Annotated in this window: 14 protein-coding genes; 8 read left to right on the forward strand and 6 right to left on the reverse strand. The window is 67.7% G+C overall.

What is annotated here, in order from left to right:
- Nucleotides 1–51 precede the first annotated feature (51 nt).
- On the forward strand, nt 52–816 hold the full coding sequence (gene fliR, locus AC1VNM_RS14995) for a flagellar biosynthetic protein FliR (RefSeq protein ID WP_377161288.1): 765 nt from the start codon (nt 52–54) through the stop codon (nt 814–816).
- 54 nt (nt 817–870) lie between these two features.
- Here fliR and AC1VNM_RS15000 read toward each other — a convergent pair whose 3' ends face one another.
- From AC1VNM_RS15000 to AC1VNM_RS15025, 6 genes are all read right to left on the reverse strand, one after another.
- A complete protein-coding gene (locus AC1VNM_RS15000; protein WP_483107422.1) occupies nt 871–2187 on the reverse strand; it encodes an ABC transporter permease in 1317 nt (438 codons plus the stop codon).
- 2 nt (nt 2188–2189) lie between these two features.
- Nucleotides 2190–3359: an ABC transporter permease gene (locus AC1VNM_RS15005; RefSeq protein ID WP_377161284.1), complete on the reverse strand. Its 1170-nt coding sequence runs from the start codon at nt 3357–3359 to the stop codon at nt 2190–2192.
- 42 nt (nt 3360–3401) lie between these two features.
- Nucleotides 3402–4097: an ABC transporter ATP-binding protein gene (locus AC1VNM_RS15010; RefSeq protein WP_377161282.1), complete on the reverse strand. Its 696-nt coding sequence runs from the start codon at nt 4095–4097 to the stop codon at nt 3402–3404.
- A gap of 64 nt (nt 4098–4161) precedes the next feature.
- Entirely contained in the window at nt 4162–5379 is a 1218-nt protein-coding gene (locus AC1VNM_RS15015; RefSeq protein WP_377161280.1) for an efflux RND transporter periplasmic adaptor subunit, read from the reverse strand.
- A gap of 149 nt (nt 5380–5528) precedes the next feature.
- A complete protein-coding gene (locus tag AC1VNM_RS15020) occupies nt 5529–6176 on the reverse strand; it encodes a response regulator (protein WP_377161278.1) in 648 nt (215 codons plus the stop codon).
- Complete coding sequence (locus AC1VNM_RS15025; RefSeq protein ID WP_377161276.1) at nt 6173–7333, reverse strand: hybrid sensor histidine kinase/response regulator; 1161 nt, start codon at nt 7331–7333, stop codon at nt 6173–6175. Before AC1VNM_RS15025 ends, AC1VNM_RS15020 begins: the two co-directional genes overlap by 4 nt.
- Before the next feature lie 282 nt (nt 7334–7615).
- On the opposite strand from AC1VNM_RS15025, the gene AC1VNM_RS15030 reads away from it, so the two are divergent.
- The 7 genes from AC1VNM_RS15030 to AC1VNM_RS15060 all read left to right on the forward strand — a co-directional run bounded on the left by AC1VNM_RS15030 (nt 7616) and on the right by AC1VNM_RS15060 (nt 17714).
- Nucleotides 7616–8074 carry a hypothetical protein gene (locus tag AC1VNM_RS15030; protein WP_377161784.1) on the forward strand — a complete coding sequence of 153 codons (459 nt, stop codon included), beginning with the start codon at nt 7616–7618 and terminating at the stop codon, nt 8072–8074.
- Nucleotides 8075–8195: 121 nt separating this feature from the next.
- Nucleotides 8196–8558, forward strand: a complete 363-nt coding sequence (locus AC1VNM_RS15035; protein WP_067068294.1) for a response regulator — start codon at nt 8196–8198, stop codon at nt 8556–8558.
- A 19-nt stretch (nt 8559–8577) separates the two neighbouring features.
- A complete protein-coding gene (locus tag AC1VNM_RS15040) occupies nt 8578–10719 on the forward strand; it encodes a chemotaxis protein CheA (protein ID WP_377161274.1) in 2142 nt (713 codons plus the stop codon).
- Nucleotides 10720–10790: 71 nt separating this feature from the next.
- Nucleotides 10791–12695 carry a methyl-accepting chemotaxis protein gene (locus tag AC1VNM_RS15045; protein ID WP_377161272.1) on the forward strand — a complete coding sequence of 635 codons (1905 nt, stop codon included), beginning with the start codon at nt 10791–10793 and terminating at the stop codon, nt 12693–12695.
- Between the two features lie 21 nt (nt 12696–12716).
- A complete protein-coding gene (locus AC1VNM_RS15050; protein WP_483107423.1) occupies nt 12717–13262 on the forward strand; it encodes a chemotaxis protein CheW in 546 nt (181 codons plus the stop codon).
- Nucleotides 13263–13420: 158 nt separating this feature from the next.
- Entirely contained in the window at nt 13421–15499 is a 2079-nt protein-coding gene (locus tag AC1VNM_RS15055; RefSeq protein ID WP_483107424.1) for a methyl-accepting chemotaxis protein, read from the forward strand.
- Between the two features lie 139 nt (nt 15500–15638).
- Nucleotides 15639–17714, forward strand: coding sequence for a M3 family metallopeptidase (locus AC1VNM_RS15060; RefSeq protein ID WP_483107425.1), 2076 nt, complete (start codon nt 15639–15641; stop codon nt 17712–17714).
- The last annotated feature ends 50 nt before the right edge of the window (nt 17715–17764 follow it).

The raw sequence follows: 17764 nt of genomic DNA on the forward strand, positions 1-17764 counted from the left end.
CGCCGCCGTCCTGCCCCGCCACCGCCGCAAGATCCCACGGCCCCGATCCCGATGATCTCCTTCAGCGAAGCGCAATTGCTCGCCTGGATCAATCCGATCCTGTGGCCGTTCATCCGCACGCTGGCGCTGTTCGCCGGGATGCCGGTCTTCAGTCAGCGCCAGGTGCCGGCGCGCGTGCGCATCGGGCTGGCGCTGTTCATCGCGGTGGCGGCACAGCCGTCGCTGCCGGCCATGCCGGTGATCCCGCTCGACTCGTTGCCACAGATCCTGACGGTGACGGCGCAGCAGTTGCTGATCGGGCTGTCGATGGGCTTCGCGGTGCGGGTCGTGTTCGCCGCGCTGGAATTCGCCGGCGAGCTGATCGGTCTGCAGATGGGGTTGAACTTCGCCGGCTTCTTCGATCCGTCGACGGGCTCGCAAGGCACGTCGACATCACGCTTCCTGGGCTCGATGGTGGCGTTCCTGTTCGTCGCGATCAACGGTCATCTGATGCTGATCAACTCCCTGGTCGAGAGCTTCCAGGCCTTCCCGGTCGGCGAGGAGCCCTTCCGCTTCCTGCGGATCGCGCAGCCCCAGGTGTGGGGTGCGGAAATCTTCCGCATGGGACTGTGGATCGCGCTGCCGCTGATCACGATGCTGATGTTCGTGAACCTCGTGCTCGGCATCATCTCGCGCGTGGCGCCGCAGTTGAACGTGTTCTCCGTGGGTTTCCCGCTGACGGTCAGCATTGGCCTGGTCGGTCTGGTCGCGACGCTGCCGCTGATGCATCAGCCGTTCATGATCGCGCTGGAGAGGATGCTGGCCGCGTTCAACTGACCGCGGCGGCACTCACGCCGGCCGATGCTTCCCAGCGCCGGCCGGCGTCTCACGTCACAGCTCGCGCAGCGCCGTCGTGACCGGCAGGCTCGCTGCCCGCACCGCGGGGAACAGGCCGCCGATGAAGCCGATGGCCAAGGCCCACTTCAGGCCCTCCCACAGCAATTGGCCCGAGACCCTCAGCTCGAAACTCAGCTTGCCGACGGACCCGGCCGCCATCGTCGATGCCGCGTGCCCGTTGAAGATCAGGTAGGCGATCCCGCCGCCGATGACCCCACCAAGGGCAGCCAGCAGCATCGTCTCCAGCATCACCGCCACCACCACCGGCAGTCCCGGGAAGCCGATCGCGCGCAAGGTGGCGATCTCGCGGGCCCGCGTCGCGACGGCCGCGAACATGGTGTTCAACGCGCCGAACACCGCACCGACCGCCATGATCGATCCGACCACGATCCCGATGATGCGCAGGATCTTGGTCATCTGCTCCGACTGTTTCGCGAAGAACGCGAGCGTCGTCGTCGCGTCGACCTTCAGTTGCGGATTGGCTTCGAGCGCGGCCTTGAACTCCTTGAAGGCCTTCGCATCGGTCAGCTTCACGGTCACCGAATTGCGGCTCGCACCACGCCGGTAGGTTTCGGCGACCACCGGCGCATCGGCCCACAACTCCGATTCCATCGAGTCGCCCGACGCGAACACCCCGGCCACCGTCCACATCTGGCTGCCCAGGCGGATCTGCTTGCCGGGCTCCAAGCCTTCGAACTGACGCGCGGCGCCCTGGCCGACGATCAACTCCTTCAGGCCCGGCTGGAACTTGCGCCCGGCGACGATCCTGACCTGCGGCCGCACCGCGAAGGCCTCGTCCCCGACGCCTCGCATTTGGACGCTGCCCTCCTCGTCGGTCTTCGTGCCCTTGACCGGCAGGTTGGCCGCGACCACCGTCTCGGCGGACAGCAGCGGCTCGCCCTTCGCGGACTTCGCCACGCCCGGCGCCTGCCCGATCTGCGTGATGTCGTCGCGCGTCATGACGGACGCCACCTCCGCCGCGGACGCGCCGCGCAGCACGATGGCCGTGTCCTCGCTGCCGGACTTGCGCAGCGTCTCCGAATAGCCCTCGGCCATCGCCAGCAGCGCCACCAGCACGCCGACCACGCCCGCGATGCCCACGACGATCACCGCCGACGAGCCGATCCGCTGCGGCAGCGTGCTCACGCCGACGCCGGTCACCGAGCGCGCCTGGGCGCCTCGTCGCGTCAACAGCATCCACAGCGCCAGCAGCACGGCCAGGCCGAGCGCGCCGACCCACGGCAGCATCACCCACGCCACCAGCACGAGCACCAGCAGCAGCACCAAGCCCAGGTTCTTCAGGAATTTCATGGTCAGGCCCTCCCCGCCAGTGCATCGGTGATGTTCAGCCGCATCGCGTTCAAGGCCGGCAGCGCGCCGACGATCACGCCGAACAGCACCATCAGTCCGACGCCGGTCGCCCAGCTGTTCAAGCCGGCGGCCGGCAGGTTCAGCGTGCCGCCGCTGCCCGCGCTGACGGCCGGCCCGATGACACTCGCCAGTCCCAGGCCGATGACGCCGCCGATCACCAGCAGCAGCACCGACTCCGCCAGCACCATCGCCAGCACGCTGCGGCCGGAGAAGCCGATCGTCTTCAGCACCGCGATCTCGCTGGTGCGCTCGCGCACGGCCTGCATCATCGTGTTGCCCGACAGCAGCAGCAGCGTGAAGAACACCGCGCCCATGATCGAGCTGACGATCAGTCCGATGTCCGCGACCTGCTTCATCCACGAGGCCATCGCCGCCTGCTCGGTCTGCGTGCGCGTCTCATGGTCCGAGTTGGCCGAGATCGCATCGATCGCCTTGGCCACGCGGTCCGCCTGGTTCGCGTCCGCGACCCGCGTCACGTACCAGCCGACCGCGCCCTGGTTGTAGGGCGTCGTGTCGTCGAAGTACTTCCAGTTCAGCAGGAACATCTGGTCGTACCAGCCGCCGGACTTCTTGTCCGCGGCATGGATCAGGCCGACGATCTCGAACTGCCAGTTCTTGCTGCCGCTGCGGTCCGGGAAGATCGTCGATTGCAGCGGGATCTTGTCCCCGACCTTCCAGTTGAAGCGCTTGGCGAGACCCTCGCCGACCAGCGCGCCGATGCGCGTCGTCGCGAAGGCCTGCCTGGCCTGGTCGGTGACCTGCATCTCGGGATACATGTCGAGGTAGTTCGGCGCGACGGCGAAACTGAAGACCTGGTTGTGCGGATCCTGGTAGGCCCCACCGAACCAGTTGGCATAGGTCACCAGCTTGACGCCGTCCACCGACTGGATGCGCTGCGTCAGCGCCATCGGCAGGGTCTGGATGAACGACAGCCGCGAACCGGTCTGCAACCGCGACGCGCCGTTGGCCGACTGGCCGGCCTGGTCGAAGGACGTCCGGACCGCGTCCAGCAATCCGAACAGCAGGAACGCCGTGATGATGGACACCAGCGTCAACACGGTTCGGAGCTTGCGCCGGAACAGCGCCGCCCAGATGAGATGGAGGTATTTCATGGCGAGCCCTTTCTTGCGGGACTTGACCTTGCGCGCGCGGCTTCAGGCCGCAGTGGACACGGTCTGCTCGACCAGCGTGCCCTTGTCCAGGTGCAGCGTCTGGCGGGCGCGCTCGGCAGCCTTCGGATCGTGCGTCACCATCACGATGGTCTTGCCGTGATCGCGGTTGAGCGCCTGGAGCAGCGCCAGCACATCCTCGGCCGATTGACGGTCCAGGTCGCCGGTGGGCTCGTCGCAGACCAGCAGCGTCGGATCGGACACGATCGCCCGCGCGATCGACACGCGCTGCTGCTGGCCGCCGGAGAGCTCGGTCGGCTTGTGGCTGGCGCGGTCCGACAGTCCCACCAGTTGCAGCGCGATCGCGGCGCGCTTCTTGCGCTCGGCCGCCGAGAGCTTGGTCAGCAGCAGCGGCAGCTCCACGTTGCGCTGCGCCGAGAGCGTCGGCATCAGGTTGTAGAACTGGAACACGAAGCCCACCTTGGCGGCGCGCCACTTCGCCAACGCCGCGGAATTGAGCTGGTCGATGCGCTCGCCGCCGATCGCGATGCTGCCCCCGCTGGGCTGGTCCAGCCCGCCGATCAGGTTCAGCAGCGTCGTCTTGCCCGAACCCGACGGCCCCATCAGCGCCAGGAACTCGCCCTGCCTCACGTCGAGGTCGATGTGATGCAGCACCTCCACCTTCTGCTTGCCGCGGGTGTAGACCTTGGACAGGTCACGGATCTCGATCAGATTGCTCACGGTGACTCCTCGCTTCGGTTTCCTGCACTTCCAGCGGGGACGGCACGTCCCCGCGCTGTCGGCTTCACTTGCCGGCCGCCGGCTTGATCTCTGCGCCGTCGCGCAGCGCTTCGGGAGGATTGAGGACGACGGTATCGCCGGCCTTCACGCCGTCGAGCACCACCGCCTGGTCGCCGACCGGCGTGCCCTGGCGCACCTTGCGCTGGGCGACGGTCTGGCCGTTCACGACGAAGACGATGTCGCCGCCGTCCCGCGACACGACGGCCGACTTCGGCACCAGGACGCCCGGTGGCGGCGCGGTCTGCGCGCTTTCCTTGGCGGCGAGGAAGGACACGCGCACGCCCATGTCGGGCACGACGCGTTGATCCTTCTGCTCGAGCGCCACGCGTACCTTGACCGTCGCCTTGCCGCGGTCGGCAGAGGGCACGACCGCGATCACGTGCGCCGGAATGCGCCAGTCGGGATACGCATCCAGCACGGCCTGGGCCGGCATGTCGGCCTTGACCTGGCCGATGTAGGCCTCGTTGACGTCGACATCCACTTCCAGCGATTCCATGTCGACGATGGTGCCGACGCCGGTCCGCGTGAAGCCACCGCCGGCGGACAGCGGCGAGACGATTTCGCCGACCTGTGCCGCCTTCGCGGTGATCACGCCGGAAAACGGCGCCTTGACGACCGTGTAATCGAAATTGACCTGCGCCTGCGTCGCCTGGGCCAGGGCGGCATCGGCCTCGCGGCGGCGCGCTTCGAGTTGCGCCGCGTAGGCGTTCACCGCGGTACGGGCCTGCTCGGCGGATTGCCTGGTCGTCATGCCGCTGAGCGCCAGCTCGTCCTGGCGCTTCAGGTCGGACTGCGACTGCAGCCACTGCGCGCGCGTCGCCTCGATGTTGGCCTGCGCGCTCTTCACGTTGGCCCGGGCCATGTCCAGCGCGGCGCGCAAGGCATGGTCCTCGAGCCGGGCCAACACCTGACCCTTCTGGATCTTGTCGCCTTCCTCGAACAGGACTTCGGTCAGCGTGCCGGTGATCTGCGTCGACACCGTCGCGGCGCGACGCGCCGTCACGTAGCCGGTGGCCTGCAGAACGGCATTGCCACCTGCGCCGCCACGCGCCTGGGCCGAGGCGGTCTCGACCTCCGGCACCTGCGACTGCCGCCACCACCACCAGCCGCCCGCGGCCAGCAGCGCCAGCACGACCAGCACCGCCAGCAGCGTCCAGACCCATCTGGGCGGTCCACCCCCGTGGTCGTCGCGCTCGCTCCCCTGGATGCGCAGCTCTTTCAACAGTGCGGTATCGATGACAGCCCCCTGTGTGTCAGTACGGGGCGCATTCTCCGAGGCGCCCCCTGCTCGTCAATGCTGACTGCGATGAATGGCGGCTGGCTGGCGTGAACGTCCCCGGATGACGACGAACGGGGATGGCGGATTTCGACTCAGCTCTCGACCAGTCCGTTGCGAATGGCGTAGACGGTCAGCTCCGAGTTGTTGGACAGCGCCAGCTTCTCCAGCACCCGAGCGCGGTACACGCTCACCGTCTTCGGGCTGAGCATCAGCTCCTCGGCGATGTCCGACAGGCGCTTGCCCGAGGCGATCATCACCAGGGTCTGCAGCTCGCGGTCCGACAGCTTCTGGTGGGCCTGCTCCGGGGCCGGCGCGGTCAGGCTCTCGACCAGCATCTGCGCGATTTCGGGCGTCACGTACTTGCGCCCCTGGGCCACCGTGCGCACCGCCTGCACCAGCAGTTGCGGATCGCCGCCCTTGTTCACGTAGCCGAAGGCCCCGGCGCGCAGCGCGCGGATCGCGTACTGGTCCTCGGGGTACATGGACACGATCAGCACCCGGGTCGTCGTGCCTTCATCCTTGAGGACGTGCAGCACGTCCAGGCCGCTGCGCCCCGGCATGTTGATGTCCAGCACCAGCACATCGCACTGCCGGTCGACCGGCAGCGTGCGCATCAGGCTGCGCAGCTCGCCGTAGTCGCCGGCCTCGCCGACCACTTCGATGTCCGGCGCGTCGGACAGCGTGTCCCGGATCCCGCGGCGGATCAGCGCGTGGTCGTCGCAGAGGATGACTTTGATCATAGGGCGCCCCACGAGGAGGGATCATGCCCGGCACCGGCCGGGATCGGCTCCCCGTCGTCGTCGAACTCGAAGTCGCCGATCACGCCGCGCAAGGGCACGGAGAGGATCAGCGCCGTGCCCTGCAGACCGCTGCTGAGGTCGACCCAGCCGCCGACCGTCGCCGCGCGCTCGCGCAACCCGCGAATGCCGAAGCTGCGGGCCTTGCTCAGGTCGCCCGGCGCGACGCCGTGGCCGTTATCCTTGATCTCCAGCGTCAGCACGCCACCCTCCATGCTCAACTCCACATCGACCTTGGTCGCTCCGGCATGTTTGGACACGTTGGTCAGCGCCTCCTGCGCACAGCGGTAGGCCACCAGCGGAACGCCCGCCGGCAGCTGGAACTGCTCGCCGACATGCCGCACCGCGGTCGCGATGCCGGTCCGGCGCTCGAAGCGCGCGGCCAGCCACTGCACTGCTGCCAGCAATCCCTGTTCCAGGATCGCCGGGCGCAGGTTGTGCATGATGCGCTGGCTCGATTCGATGGCGCTGGTCACGGTCTCCAGCGCCGACTGCACGCGCTGCTGGACGTCCTCGTCCTTGCTGTGCCGCGCGATCCAGGCCAGGTCGAACTTCAGCGCCGTCAGCGATCCGCCCACGTCGTCATGGATCTCGCGGGCGATCGCCGCCCGCTCCATCTCGACGCTGGTCTGCAGATGCCCCGCCAGTTCGTGCAGTTGCTGCTTGGACTTGAGCAGCTCGCGGTCGGCCTCCTGCCGCGCAAGCTGGGCCTCGCAGGACTCGATCGCGTGCAGCAGCGCCGGCGCCAGCCGCGCCAGGTTGTTCTTGAGCAGATAGTCCGACGCGCCGGTGCGCATCGCCGCGACCGCCGTGTCTTCGCCGATCTCGCCCGACACCAGCACGAACGGGAGCACCAGTTGCCGCTGCTTGATCATGTCCAGCACGACCAGGCCCGAATACCCCGGCAGGTTGTAATCGGAAATCACCGCATCCCAGTGCCGGTCGAGGGCTGCCTCGATATCGGGCAGCGTGTCCAGCCGCGTGATCTCGAATCGCAATCCGGCTCGCTGCAACTGGGCCAGGATCAGTTGATGATCCAGGTCGGAATCCTCGATATGAAGCAGGCGCAGAGAGCGCTCGGCCAGGGGGAGAGTCGGCATGGCCGGGAGTATGCCAAGTTTGTCGCGTATCCCTCATCTATGCAGGGAAGCCCCACGCTTTATTCATCTGGAAACCGTAGAGTCTTGGGTTTACCCTTATCGAGATTTGTCACGGTCAAGTCGATGGCCAACCGATCTTCGCTATTGGGACGACTTTGCACGGTTAGTCCCGTCGACAGATGCGTGGCAAAAGCCGAAGATTCTTGCCAGCCGACAAGTCCGGGCGCATGTTTGAGTTGGGCAGACATGAAGACGCACCAGGACACCCTATGTGGAGCCAAGATGCAAATCGATGAGACGTCGGTCGAGCCGGAAGGCACAGGACTGATGCCGCTGCTCGCCGCTGCCGAGCTGCAGGACCATCTGATGACGGTCAACAACGATCTCGAGCGCCTGCAGCGCCTGCTCGACGACGCCTGCGAAGCGTTGTCGACGCATTTCTTCGGCGCATCGGGCCTCGTGGACCAGATGCGCGAACGTCTGCCAGAAGCCAAGGACCAGGATGCGTTGCAGCAGTTGATGTTGCATCTGGCCGGTGCGATCACCGCACTGCAGTTCCAGGACATGTCGACGCAGTTGATCGCGCACACGAGCCAACGGCTGCGCAACTGCTCGGACCAGCTCGCCCGCGATACGTTCGGAGATGATGAGGACGGTCTGGCCGTTGTCGAGACCGCCCCCCTGCGTCCCAATCCCGTCACGCAGGACGAGATGGATGCCGGTTCGATAGAACTGTTCTGAATGTTCCCCCGATCCGTCCGTTAGGTCACGAAATCACCGGGCACCGTCACCAGACCGCCCTCAAGGTCCTCAAGAATCTTCAGGTCCACCCGAAAACCGCTTGTCATCCGGAGAACTCAAAATGCCCTCGATCCTCGCCGTAGACGATTCGGCCTCCATGCGCCAGATGGTCTCGTTCACCCTCAAGAATGCGGGTTTCAACGTCGTGGAGGCGGTGGACGGGCAGGATGCCTGGGAGAAGTCGTCGCAACGCGATTTCGACCTGGTGCTGACCGACCAGAACATGCCCCGGATGGACGGCATCAGCCTGACCAAGAAGCTGCGCGACAACCCCAAGTTCAAGACCACGCCGATCCTGATCCTGACCACCGAGTCCAGCGATCAGATGAAGCAGGCGGGCCGCGCGGCGGGCGCCACAGGCTGGCTGGTGAAGCCTTTCGACCCGGCCAAGCTGATCGAAGTGATCGGCAAGGTGATCCGCTGAAGGCAAGCTGGAGAGATTCATGGGAGATATGACCTCCGAAGGCGCAAACCTGGGCGCAGGCATCGACCTGAGCCAGTTCTACCAAGTCTTCTTCGAGGAAGCCGGGGAGAACCTCGACAACATGGAACAGCTGCTGCTGAACCTGGACATCGAGAACCCGGACGACGAGCAGATGAACGCCATCTTCCGTTGCGCCCACTCGATCAAGGGTGGCGCGGCGACGTTCGGCTTCAACGACGTGGCCGAGCTGACGCACCAGATGGAAACGCTGCTGGACAAGCTTCGCCGCCATGAACTGGCGCCGACCTCGCCGATGGTGGACGTGCTGCTGCAGTCCGGCGACGCGCTGAAGGCGCAACTGGCCCGGCATCAGGGCTCGGGCGCCGACGCGGTGGACACCTCCGCCCTGCTGAGCAGCATCCGCACGCTGGTGGAAGGCGGCACGCTGGACGGTGCTCGCGCGCCTGCGGCCCCGGCCGCCTCGGCCGCGCCCGCCGCGGCTCCCGCGACGGCTCCGGCACCGGCCCCGCTCAAGTCGAACGTCCGGCAGCTTGAGCTGCTCGTCGGCCCGCTGAGCAACACGGAGCAGGCAGACAACCTGGTCGAGCTGTTCAAGGAAATCACCGACCTCGGCACGATCGAGCCGCTGGACGGCGGCATTCCTGCCGATGGCATGCGTCGCTTCAAGGTGCTGACGAGCAGCACCGACAACGACCTCCTGGACCTGTTCACCTTCCATGTCTCGCGCGAGCAGGTCAAGCTGCTGCCACTGACCGAAGGCTTCGGCTTCCATGAGGGCGCGCCCGGCGCGCCGGTGGAGACCAAGAAGGACGAAGACCCCGGCTACGGCTTCTTCGACGACGCGCCCGGCGTGCCCGAAGCGACCGCCGCCGAGGCCAGGGCCGAAGCGCCCAAGGCCAGCGTGCCGGCCCCCACCGCCAAGCCGACGGCGCCCGCGCGCACCGAGGTCGCCCCGCGCGCCGGCGGCGCGAGCCCTGACCAGTCCACGCTGCGCGTGTCCGTCGAGAAGGTCGACCAGTTGATCAACCTGGTTGGCGAACTCGTCATCACGCAGGCGATGCTGGCGCAGAACAGCCGCAACCTGGACCCGGGCCTGTATCAGCAACTGGCCTCCGGCCTGGCGGATCTGGAGCGCAACACGCGCGATCTCCAGGAATCGGTCATGTCGATCCGCATGATCCCGATGTCGGTCGTGTTCAACCGCTTCCCGCGCATGCTGCGCGACCTGGCGGCCAAGCTCGGCAAGAAGGTCGAGCTGGTCACGCAAGGGGAAGCCACGGAACTGGACAAGGGCCTGGTCGAGAAGATCACCGACCCGCTGACCCACCTGGTGCGCAACAGCTGCGACCACGGCATCGAGTCGCCCGCCGACCGCGCCGCCAAGGGCAAGCCCGAACAGGGCACGATCACGCTGGTGGCCTCCCATCAGGGCGGCTCCATCGTCATCGAGGTGCGCGACGACGGCCGCGGCCTGAACCGCGAGAAGCTGATCCGCAAGGCCCGCGAGAAAGGGATCGACGCGCCGGACACGATGACCGACCAGGAGGTCTGGGGCCTGATCTTCGCTCCGGGCTTCTCGACCGCCGATCAGGTCACCGACGTGTCCGGCCGCGGCGTCGGCATGGACGTGGTGAAGAAGAACATCACCTCGCTCGGCGGCACGGTGGAGATCGACTCCGCCGAGGGCTACGGCATGAAGGTCTCGGTCCGCCTGCCGCTGACGCTGGCCATCATGGACGGCATGAGCGTGGGCGTCGGTGAAGAGGTCTACATCCTCCCGCTGTCGTCGGTGGTCGAGTCCTTCCAGGTCCAGTCCGACACGATCAAGACCGTCGGCGGCTCCGGCCGCGTGGTCGAGGTCCGCGACGAGTACATGCCCGTCGTCGAACTGGAGCAGGTCTTCAATGTGCCCCGTTTCGACTTCGAGCATGTCAGCTCGATCATGGTCGTCGTGGAGGCCGAGGGGGGCCGGGTCGCCATGCTGGTGGACGAACTGCTCGGCCAGCAACAGGTCGTGGTGAAGAACCTCGAGGCGAACTACCGCAAGGTGACGGACGTTTCCGGCGCCACCATCATGGGCGACGGCCGCGTGGCGCTGATCCTGGACGTGGGCAGCCTGGTGCGCCGCTCGCGTCACTGAGATTTCCGGGCGTCTTTGAATCAGGGAGGACGTCGGCCGGAAGGCCGGCGCCCAACGCATAAGAGGTAGACATGAATTTCAGCGCGTTGATGCGTCAATTCAGCATCCGGACCCGCATGATCGGCGCGATCGGCATCGTGCTCGCATTGCTGATGGTGGTCGGCAGCGTGGGCCTGTTCGGCATGCAATCGATGCGCGGCCAGACGCAGGAGTTCCTCGAGAAATCGACCGCGCGCGGCAATCTGCTCGGCGACCTCGCGGGCACGATGGGCAAGCTCCGTGTCCATGAGAAGGACATGATCATCAACTACGAGAAGCCCGAGGTGGTCAAGGAGCGCCACGCCAAGTGGGATGCCGCCCGCAAGAAGGCTTCGGAACAGCTTGCCGAGCTCGCCAAGCTCAGCGGTGCCGACGACCAGGACGCGATCAAGAAGCTGCAGACCGCGCTGGAGACCTACGGCGCGAAGTCCGCGAACGTCGTGTCGCAACTGGAAGCCGGTGCGTACGACCACGCGGCGGTCGCCGACCGGCTGCTGCAACCGGCCAAGGACCAGGTGGTCGAGGCCGAGAAGCAGCTCGAAGAACTGGCCACGCGCCTCGAGGCCCAGTCGGAATCGATGCGCAAGGGCATGGAGAGCACCCAGGGCGGCGTGCTGTGGACCTTCGGCCTGGTGCTGGTGTTCGCGGCGATCGTCGTGGTGCCGCTCACGCTGCTCAACATGCAGACGATCTGCGCCCCGCTGGCCGACGCCGAGGCCCTGGCCGCCGCGATTGCCGAGGGTGACCTCTCGCGCACGATGAAGCCGGTCGAAGGCGTCGACGAGGCGTCCAAGCTGATGCGCTCGCTGCACCACATGCAGGAAGCGCTGCAATCGATGGTCGGCCAGTTGCGCACGGCGGCCGATTCGATCCGCACCGCTTCGGTCGAGATCGCCACGGGCAACCAGGACTTGTCCAGCCGCACCGAACAGACCGCCTCCAACCTGCAGGAAGCCGCGTCCTCGCTGGTCCAGCTCACCGGCACCGTCAAGCAGACGGCCGACTCGGCGCGCACCGCCAACCAGCTCGCCTCCTCCGCGTCCGGCGCGGCGGCCAAGGGTGGCGAGGTGGTGAGCCAGGTCGTCTCGACGATGGACGAGATCAACGCCAGCTCCAAGCGCATCAGCGACATCATCGGCACGATCGACGGCATCGCGTTCCAGACCAACATCCTGGCGCTGAACGCCGCCGTGGAAGCGGCCCGCGCCGGGGAACAGGGTCGCGGCTTTGCGGTCGTGGCCGGCGAGGTCCGCTCGCTGGCACAGCGCAGCGCGGAAGCCGCGCGCGAGATCAAGACCCTGATCGGCGCCAGCGTCGAACGTGTCGAGACCGGTTCGCGCCTGGTGCAGGAAGCGGGCAGCACGATGAGCGACATTGTCTCCAGCGTGCAGCGCGTGACGGACATCATCGGCGAGATCACCGCCGCGTCCAGCGAGCAGAGCGACGGCATCAGCCAGGTCAACCAGGGCGTCAGCAACCTGGACCAGATGACCCAGCAGAACGCGGCGCTGGTCGAGCAGTCCGCCGCCGCGGCCGAAAGCCTGAAGGACCAGGCCGAGCGCCTGGGCGGCGTGGTCGACCGCTTCCGTGTGTCGGGCCACGCGCCGGCGCTTTCGGCGACGGCGTTCACCGCCAAGTCGAGCATGGAGACGAAGCCGGCCACCCCGTCCACCGTCGCAGCCGCCACGACGATGGCGCCGGTCAAGCCGGCCGCCAGGTTCGAGAGCAAGGCCGCGCCGGCCAAGCCCGCTGCCGCGAAGGCCGCGTTCAAGGCCAAGCCGGCCGCAACGGCCGCCGCCAGATCCACCACGACGACCGCGGCCCAGCCGGCCATCGTCAAGCCCGCAGCCTCGCCCAAGGCCGCGCCCGCACCGTTCACTCCCAAGCCGGCAACACCGGCCACCACCGCCGATGACGGCGACTGGGAAACCTTCTAATCAGCCGCACGAGGTCAACACATGGAAATCGTCCAACAAACCGGCACGCAAGTCGTGCAAGCGAACTCTGGCGCGCTGGTCCCGCAAGGTGCCGCGAATGCCGCCCCCGCCAGTGGCGAGTACCTCACCTTCCGCCTGGGTCAGGAGGAGTACGGCATCGACATCCTGAAGGTCCAGGAGATCCGCTCCTACGAGCAGCCGACCCGCATCGCCAACGCGCCCGACTTCATCAAGGGCGTCGTGAACTTGCGCGGCGTGATCGTGCCGATCGTCGACCTGCGCCTGAAGCTGGGCTGCGCGACGGCTGAATACAACAGCTTCACCGTCGTGATCGTGCTGAACGTCAAGAACCGCGTCGTCGGCGCGGTGGTGGACTCGGTGTCCGACGTGCTGGAACTGAACCGCGACGTGATCCGTCCGGCGCCGGAACTCAGCGCCAGCACCGTCAACACCAGCTTCATCATGGGCATCGGCGCCGTCGCCGAACGCATGCTGATCCTGATCGACATCGAGGGCCTGATGTCCAGCGCGGACATGGGACTGATGGACGCGATGACGGTCGCCTGACCGAACGACGACAACGCCCGGCTCGACCGGGCGTTTTTTCTGGTCGGTCCGCGCCATCAAGGCGCGTGCAGAGAGAGTGGTTCGTGGGGGGATGGCGCCAGAGAGCGGATGGCCCGGCGCCGCCAGCAGGCAACAGGCACAAGCCAAGGAGCCCGTTCATGTTCGACTCGATCAAGACCCGGCTGATCGCGCTGGGCGTCGGCATCGTCGCCCTGACGCTGCTGGCGATCACCGTCGCCAACTACGTGACCGTGCGGGGCCATACGCGCCAGCAGGTGTCCCAATCCCTCGATGAACTGGCCGCGGCGCGCTCCGACGCCATCCGCCAGTGGGTCCGCTCGCAACGCGACATCGTCGCGTCCTTGCAACCGGCCGTCGCGGCCGCCGATCCGGTGCCGCTGCTGCAGCAGGCGGCGAAGTCGGGTCGGCTGGAGGCCGCCTACGTCGGTTTCGCCGACAAGAAGATCGTCTTCAATACGCCGCAGAACCTGCCGGCCGACTACGACCCCACGCGGCGGCCCTGGTACACCGGCGCGGCGGGTGCGTCGGGCACCGTGCTGACCGCGCCTTACATGGATGCGTCCAAGGGCCGGCTGGTCGTCACCTTTGCCGCGGCGGACAAGGGCGGCGGCGGCACCAAGGCCGTCATCGCGACGGACGTGTTCCTCGACGACGTCGTCGCGACGGTCCAGGCGATCAAGCCGACGCCCGGCGGCTTCGCGTTCCTGATGTCCAAGGACGGCAAGATCGTCGCGCACCCGGACGCCAAGCTGGCGCTGAAAGACGCCACCGCCATCTCCGAGCAGTTGACGCCGCAGGCGCTGGCCACGGCGCTCGATCCGGCCGCTGGCTGGGTGGAGGCGGCCGTTGGTGGCGATACTTTCCTCGTGAGCGGCACGCCGATCGCGGACACCGACTGGCAGCTCTTCGTCGCGGCGAAGAAGGATGAGGCGCTGGCGTCCCTGAGCGCCCTGCTGCGCACCGCCGTGATCACGGCACTGGTCATGATGGCGGTCGCGGCGTTGGCGATGACGGGCACGATCAGCGCGATGCTGCGCGGCGTGGACCGCGTGCGCGCCGCGCTCGACGACATCAGCGCCGGCGACGGCGACTTGACCCAGCGCCTGCCCGCCGGCGGCCGCGACGAGGTCGGCCGCATCGCGTCCTCGTTCAACCTGTTCGCCGAGAAGATCCAGCGCATGCTGCTGGACGTGCGCGCGGCCAGCAACTCGATCACGACGGCTTCCAGCGAGATCGCGATCGGCTCGCAGGACCTGTCGCAGCGCACCGAGGAGACGGCATCCAACCTGCAGCAGGCGGCGTCGTCGATGGAGGAACTGACCGCGACGGTGCGCCAGACCGCCGACGCGGCGCAGACGGCCAACCAGCTCGCGTCGAGCGCCTCCAGCGCCGCGGCGCGCGGCGGCGAGGTCGTCGGCCAGGTGGTCTCGACCATGGACGAGATCACCGCGAGTTCCAGGAAGATCAACGACATCATCGGCACCATCGACGGCATCGCGTTCCAGACCAACATCCTGGCGCTGAACGCGGCGGTGGAAGCCGCGCGAGCCGGCGAGCAGGGCCGCGGTTTCGCCGTGGTCGCGAGCGAAGTGCGCTCGCTGGCGCAGCGCAGCGCCGAGGCGGCCAAGGAGATCAAGACGCTGATCGGCGCGAGCGTCACCAGCGTCGAGGCCGGTTCGCGGCTGGTGCAGGCGGCGGGCGAGTCGATGAGCGACATCGTGGGCAGCGTGCAGCGGGTGACCGACATCATCGGCGAGATCACCGCCGCGTCCACCGAGCAGAGCAGCGGCATCGCGCAGGTCAACGACGCCGTCGTGCAACTGGACCGGATGACGCAGCAGAACGCGGCGCTGGTCGAGGAATCGGCCGCCGCCGCGGAGAGCCTCAAGGACCAGGCGCACCGGCTGACCGAGATCGTGTCGGTCTTCCGCCTGGGCACGGACGGGACGGCATCGGTCGCCCGGCCTGTGAAGTCCGCGGCGGCGCCCCGACCGACGTCCGCCGCCGCGTCACCTGCGGCGCCCTCGAAGTCCCTGAAGTCCGGCGCGCCGAACGCGGTGCAGAAGGCAGCCCCCTCGCCGAAGCGCTCCCCCGCGTCGTCGGCCGCCGCACCGAAGCCGCTACCGAAGTCGTCCCCGAAGCCCGCAGCGCCGGTCGCCCCGCCGCCGCCACGGCCCGCGCCGGCCGCCGACGATGGCGACTGGGAGACGTTCTGAGGCAGAGAATGCAGATCTCGTGCGCGGCCGGTCCGGCTTGATAGCCCGGACGCCGCCCCCACGATAGAAACCTCCCGCGCATCCGCGCGCGAAAGGCTGAGACACTGTCCCGGCATTTCGTCAGACTCACGAGGCCTGCATGACCGACTCCACCGCCGCCGCGCCAGCCGCCGCATCTCCTGCCGCGAACCCCCTGCTCTCCACCGCGCCGCTGCCCGATTTCGCCGCGATCGATCCTTCGCACATCCAGCCCGCCATCGCCGAGCTGCTGACCGAGGCCCAGAAAGCGCTCGACCAGGTCACGGCCTCCGACGCTCCCGCCGACTACGACTTCCTGTCCCGCACGCTGAACGTGGCCTCCGAGCGCCTGGGCACCGCCTGGGGCGCCGTGGGCCACCTGAACGCGGTCGCCAACACGCCGGCGCTGCGCGAGGCCTATAACGCGATGCTGCCGGCGGTCACCGAGTTCTACACGGCGCTCGGCGCCAACGAGGCGCTCTACGCCAAGTACAAGGCCATCGCCGCCCTGCCCGACCTGACGCCCGAGCGCGCCCAGCTGCTGAAGCACGCCATCCGCGACTTCGTGCTGTCCGGCGCCGAGCTGCAGGGCGAGGCCAAGGAACGCTTCGCGAAGATCCAGGAACGCAGCGCCGAACTCGGCCAGGCCTTTTCCGAGCACGTGATGGACGCCACCGACGGTTGGAGCTACCTCGCGAAGGCGTCGGAGCTGAAAGGCGTCCCCGCCGACGTGATCGCCAACGCGCGCGCCGCGGCGGAGAAGGACGGCAGCACCGATCCGGACACGCACAAGCTGACGCTGCATTTCCCCGTCTACATGCCGGTGATGCAGTACGCCGAGGACCGCGCGCTGCGCGAGCGGCTGTACCGCGCCTACGTGACGCGGGCCAGCGAACTCGGCGACAAGCCGGACTGGGACAACGGTCCGCTGATGCAGGAACTGCTGATGCTGCGCCAGGAGGAAGCCCGCCTGCTGGGCTTCGCCAGCTTCGCCGAGGCCTCGCTCGTGCCCAAGATGGCGACCTCGCCCGCGCAGGTGCTGGAGTTCCTGCGCGACCTGGCCGGCCGTGCCCGTCCGTATGCGCAGCGCGATCTCGACGAACTCCGCGACTTCGCCAAGGCCGCGCTGCGCATGGACGACCTGCAGGCCTGGGACCTGCCGTTCGTGTCCGAGAAGCTGAAGGAGGCGCGCTACGCGTTCTCCGACCAGGAGGTGCGGCAATACCTGACCCTGCCTCGCGTCCTGGACGGACTGTTCCGCATCGTCGACCGCCTGTTCGGCGTGCAGCTGGTGCCGGCGAAGGCATCGGTGTGGCACGAGTCGGTGCAGTTCTGCGAGCTGCGCCGCGACGGACGCCTGATCGGGCAGGTTTACCTCGACCTCTATGCGCGCACGGGCAAGCGACCCGGCGCCTGGATGGACGAGGTCCGCAGCCGCTGGGCGCGGCCGGACCTGGCGGGCACGGGTGCCGAGCAGATCCCTGTCGCGCACCTGGTGTGCAACTTCCCGCAGGGCGCCGACGGCAAACCGGCGCTGCTGACGCACGACGACGTCACGACGCTCTTCCACGAATGCGGCCACGGCCTGCACCACCTCCTCACGCGGGTCGCTGAGCTGGGCGTGTCGGGCATCTCGGGCGTCGAGTGGGACGCCGTCGAACTGCCGAGCCAGTTCATGGAGAACTTCTGCTGGGAGTGGGAAGTGATCCAGCAGCTGTCCGCGCACGTGGACACCGGCGAACCGCTGCCGCGCGCGTTGTTCGACAAGATGCTGGCGGCGAAGAACTTCCAGGCCGGGCTGCAGACGCTGCGCCAGATCGAGTTCTCGCTCTTCGACATGCGCCTGCATGCGGAGCCGGGCGCGGAGACGCGCGTGCAGGAACTGCTGGACGAGGTGCGCGGCGAGGTCGCCGTGCTGCCGCCGCCGGCGTTCAACCGCTTCCAGCACAGCTTCTCGCACATCTTCGCCGGCGGGTATGCGGCGGGCTACTACAGCTACAAGTGGGCGGAGGTGCTCTCGGCCGACTGCTGGAGCGCGTTCGAGGAAGAAGGCGTGTTCAACCCGGCGACGGGCCGACGCTACCTCGACGAGATCCTGTCCATGGGCAGCGTGCGCGACGCGATGGACAACTTCAAGGCCTTCCGCGGTCGCGAGCCGCGCATCGATGCGCTGCTGAGGCATCAAGGCATGGCCTGACGCTCGCCGCGTCAGCATGCCCCCGGGCCGGCCTCGACGTCGGCTTCGGG

This window comes from Mitsuaria sp. MSU3D, assembly GCF_056867975.1.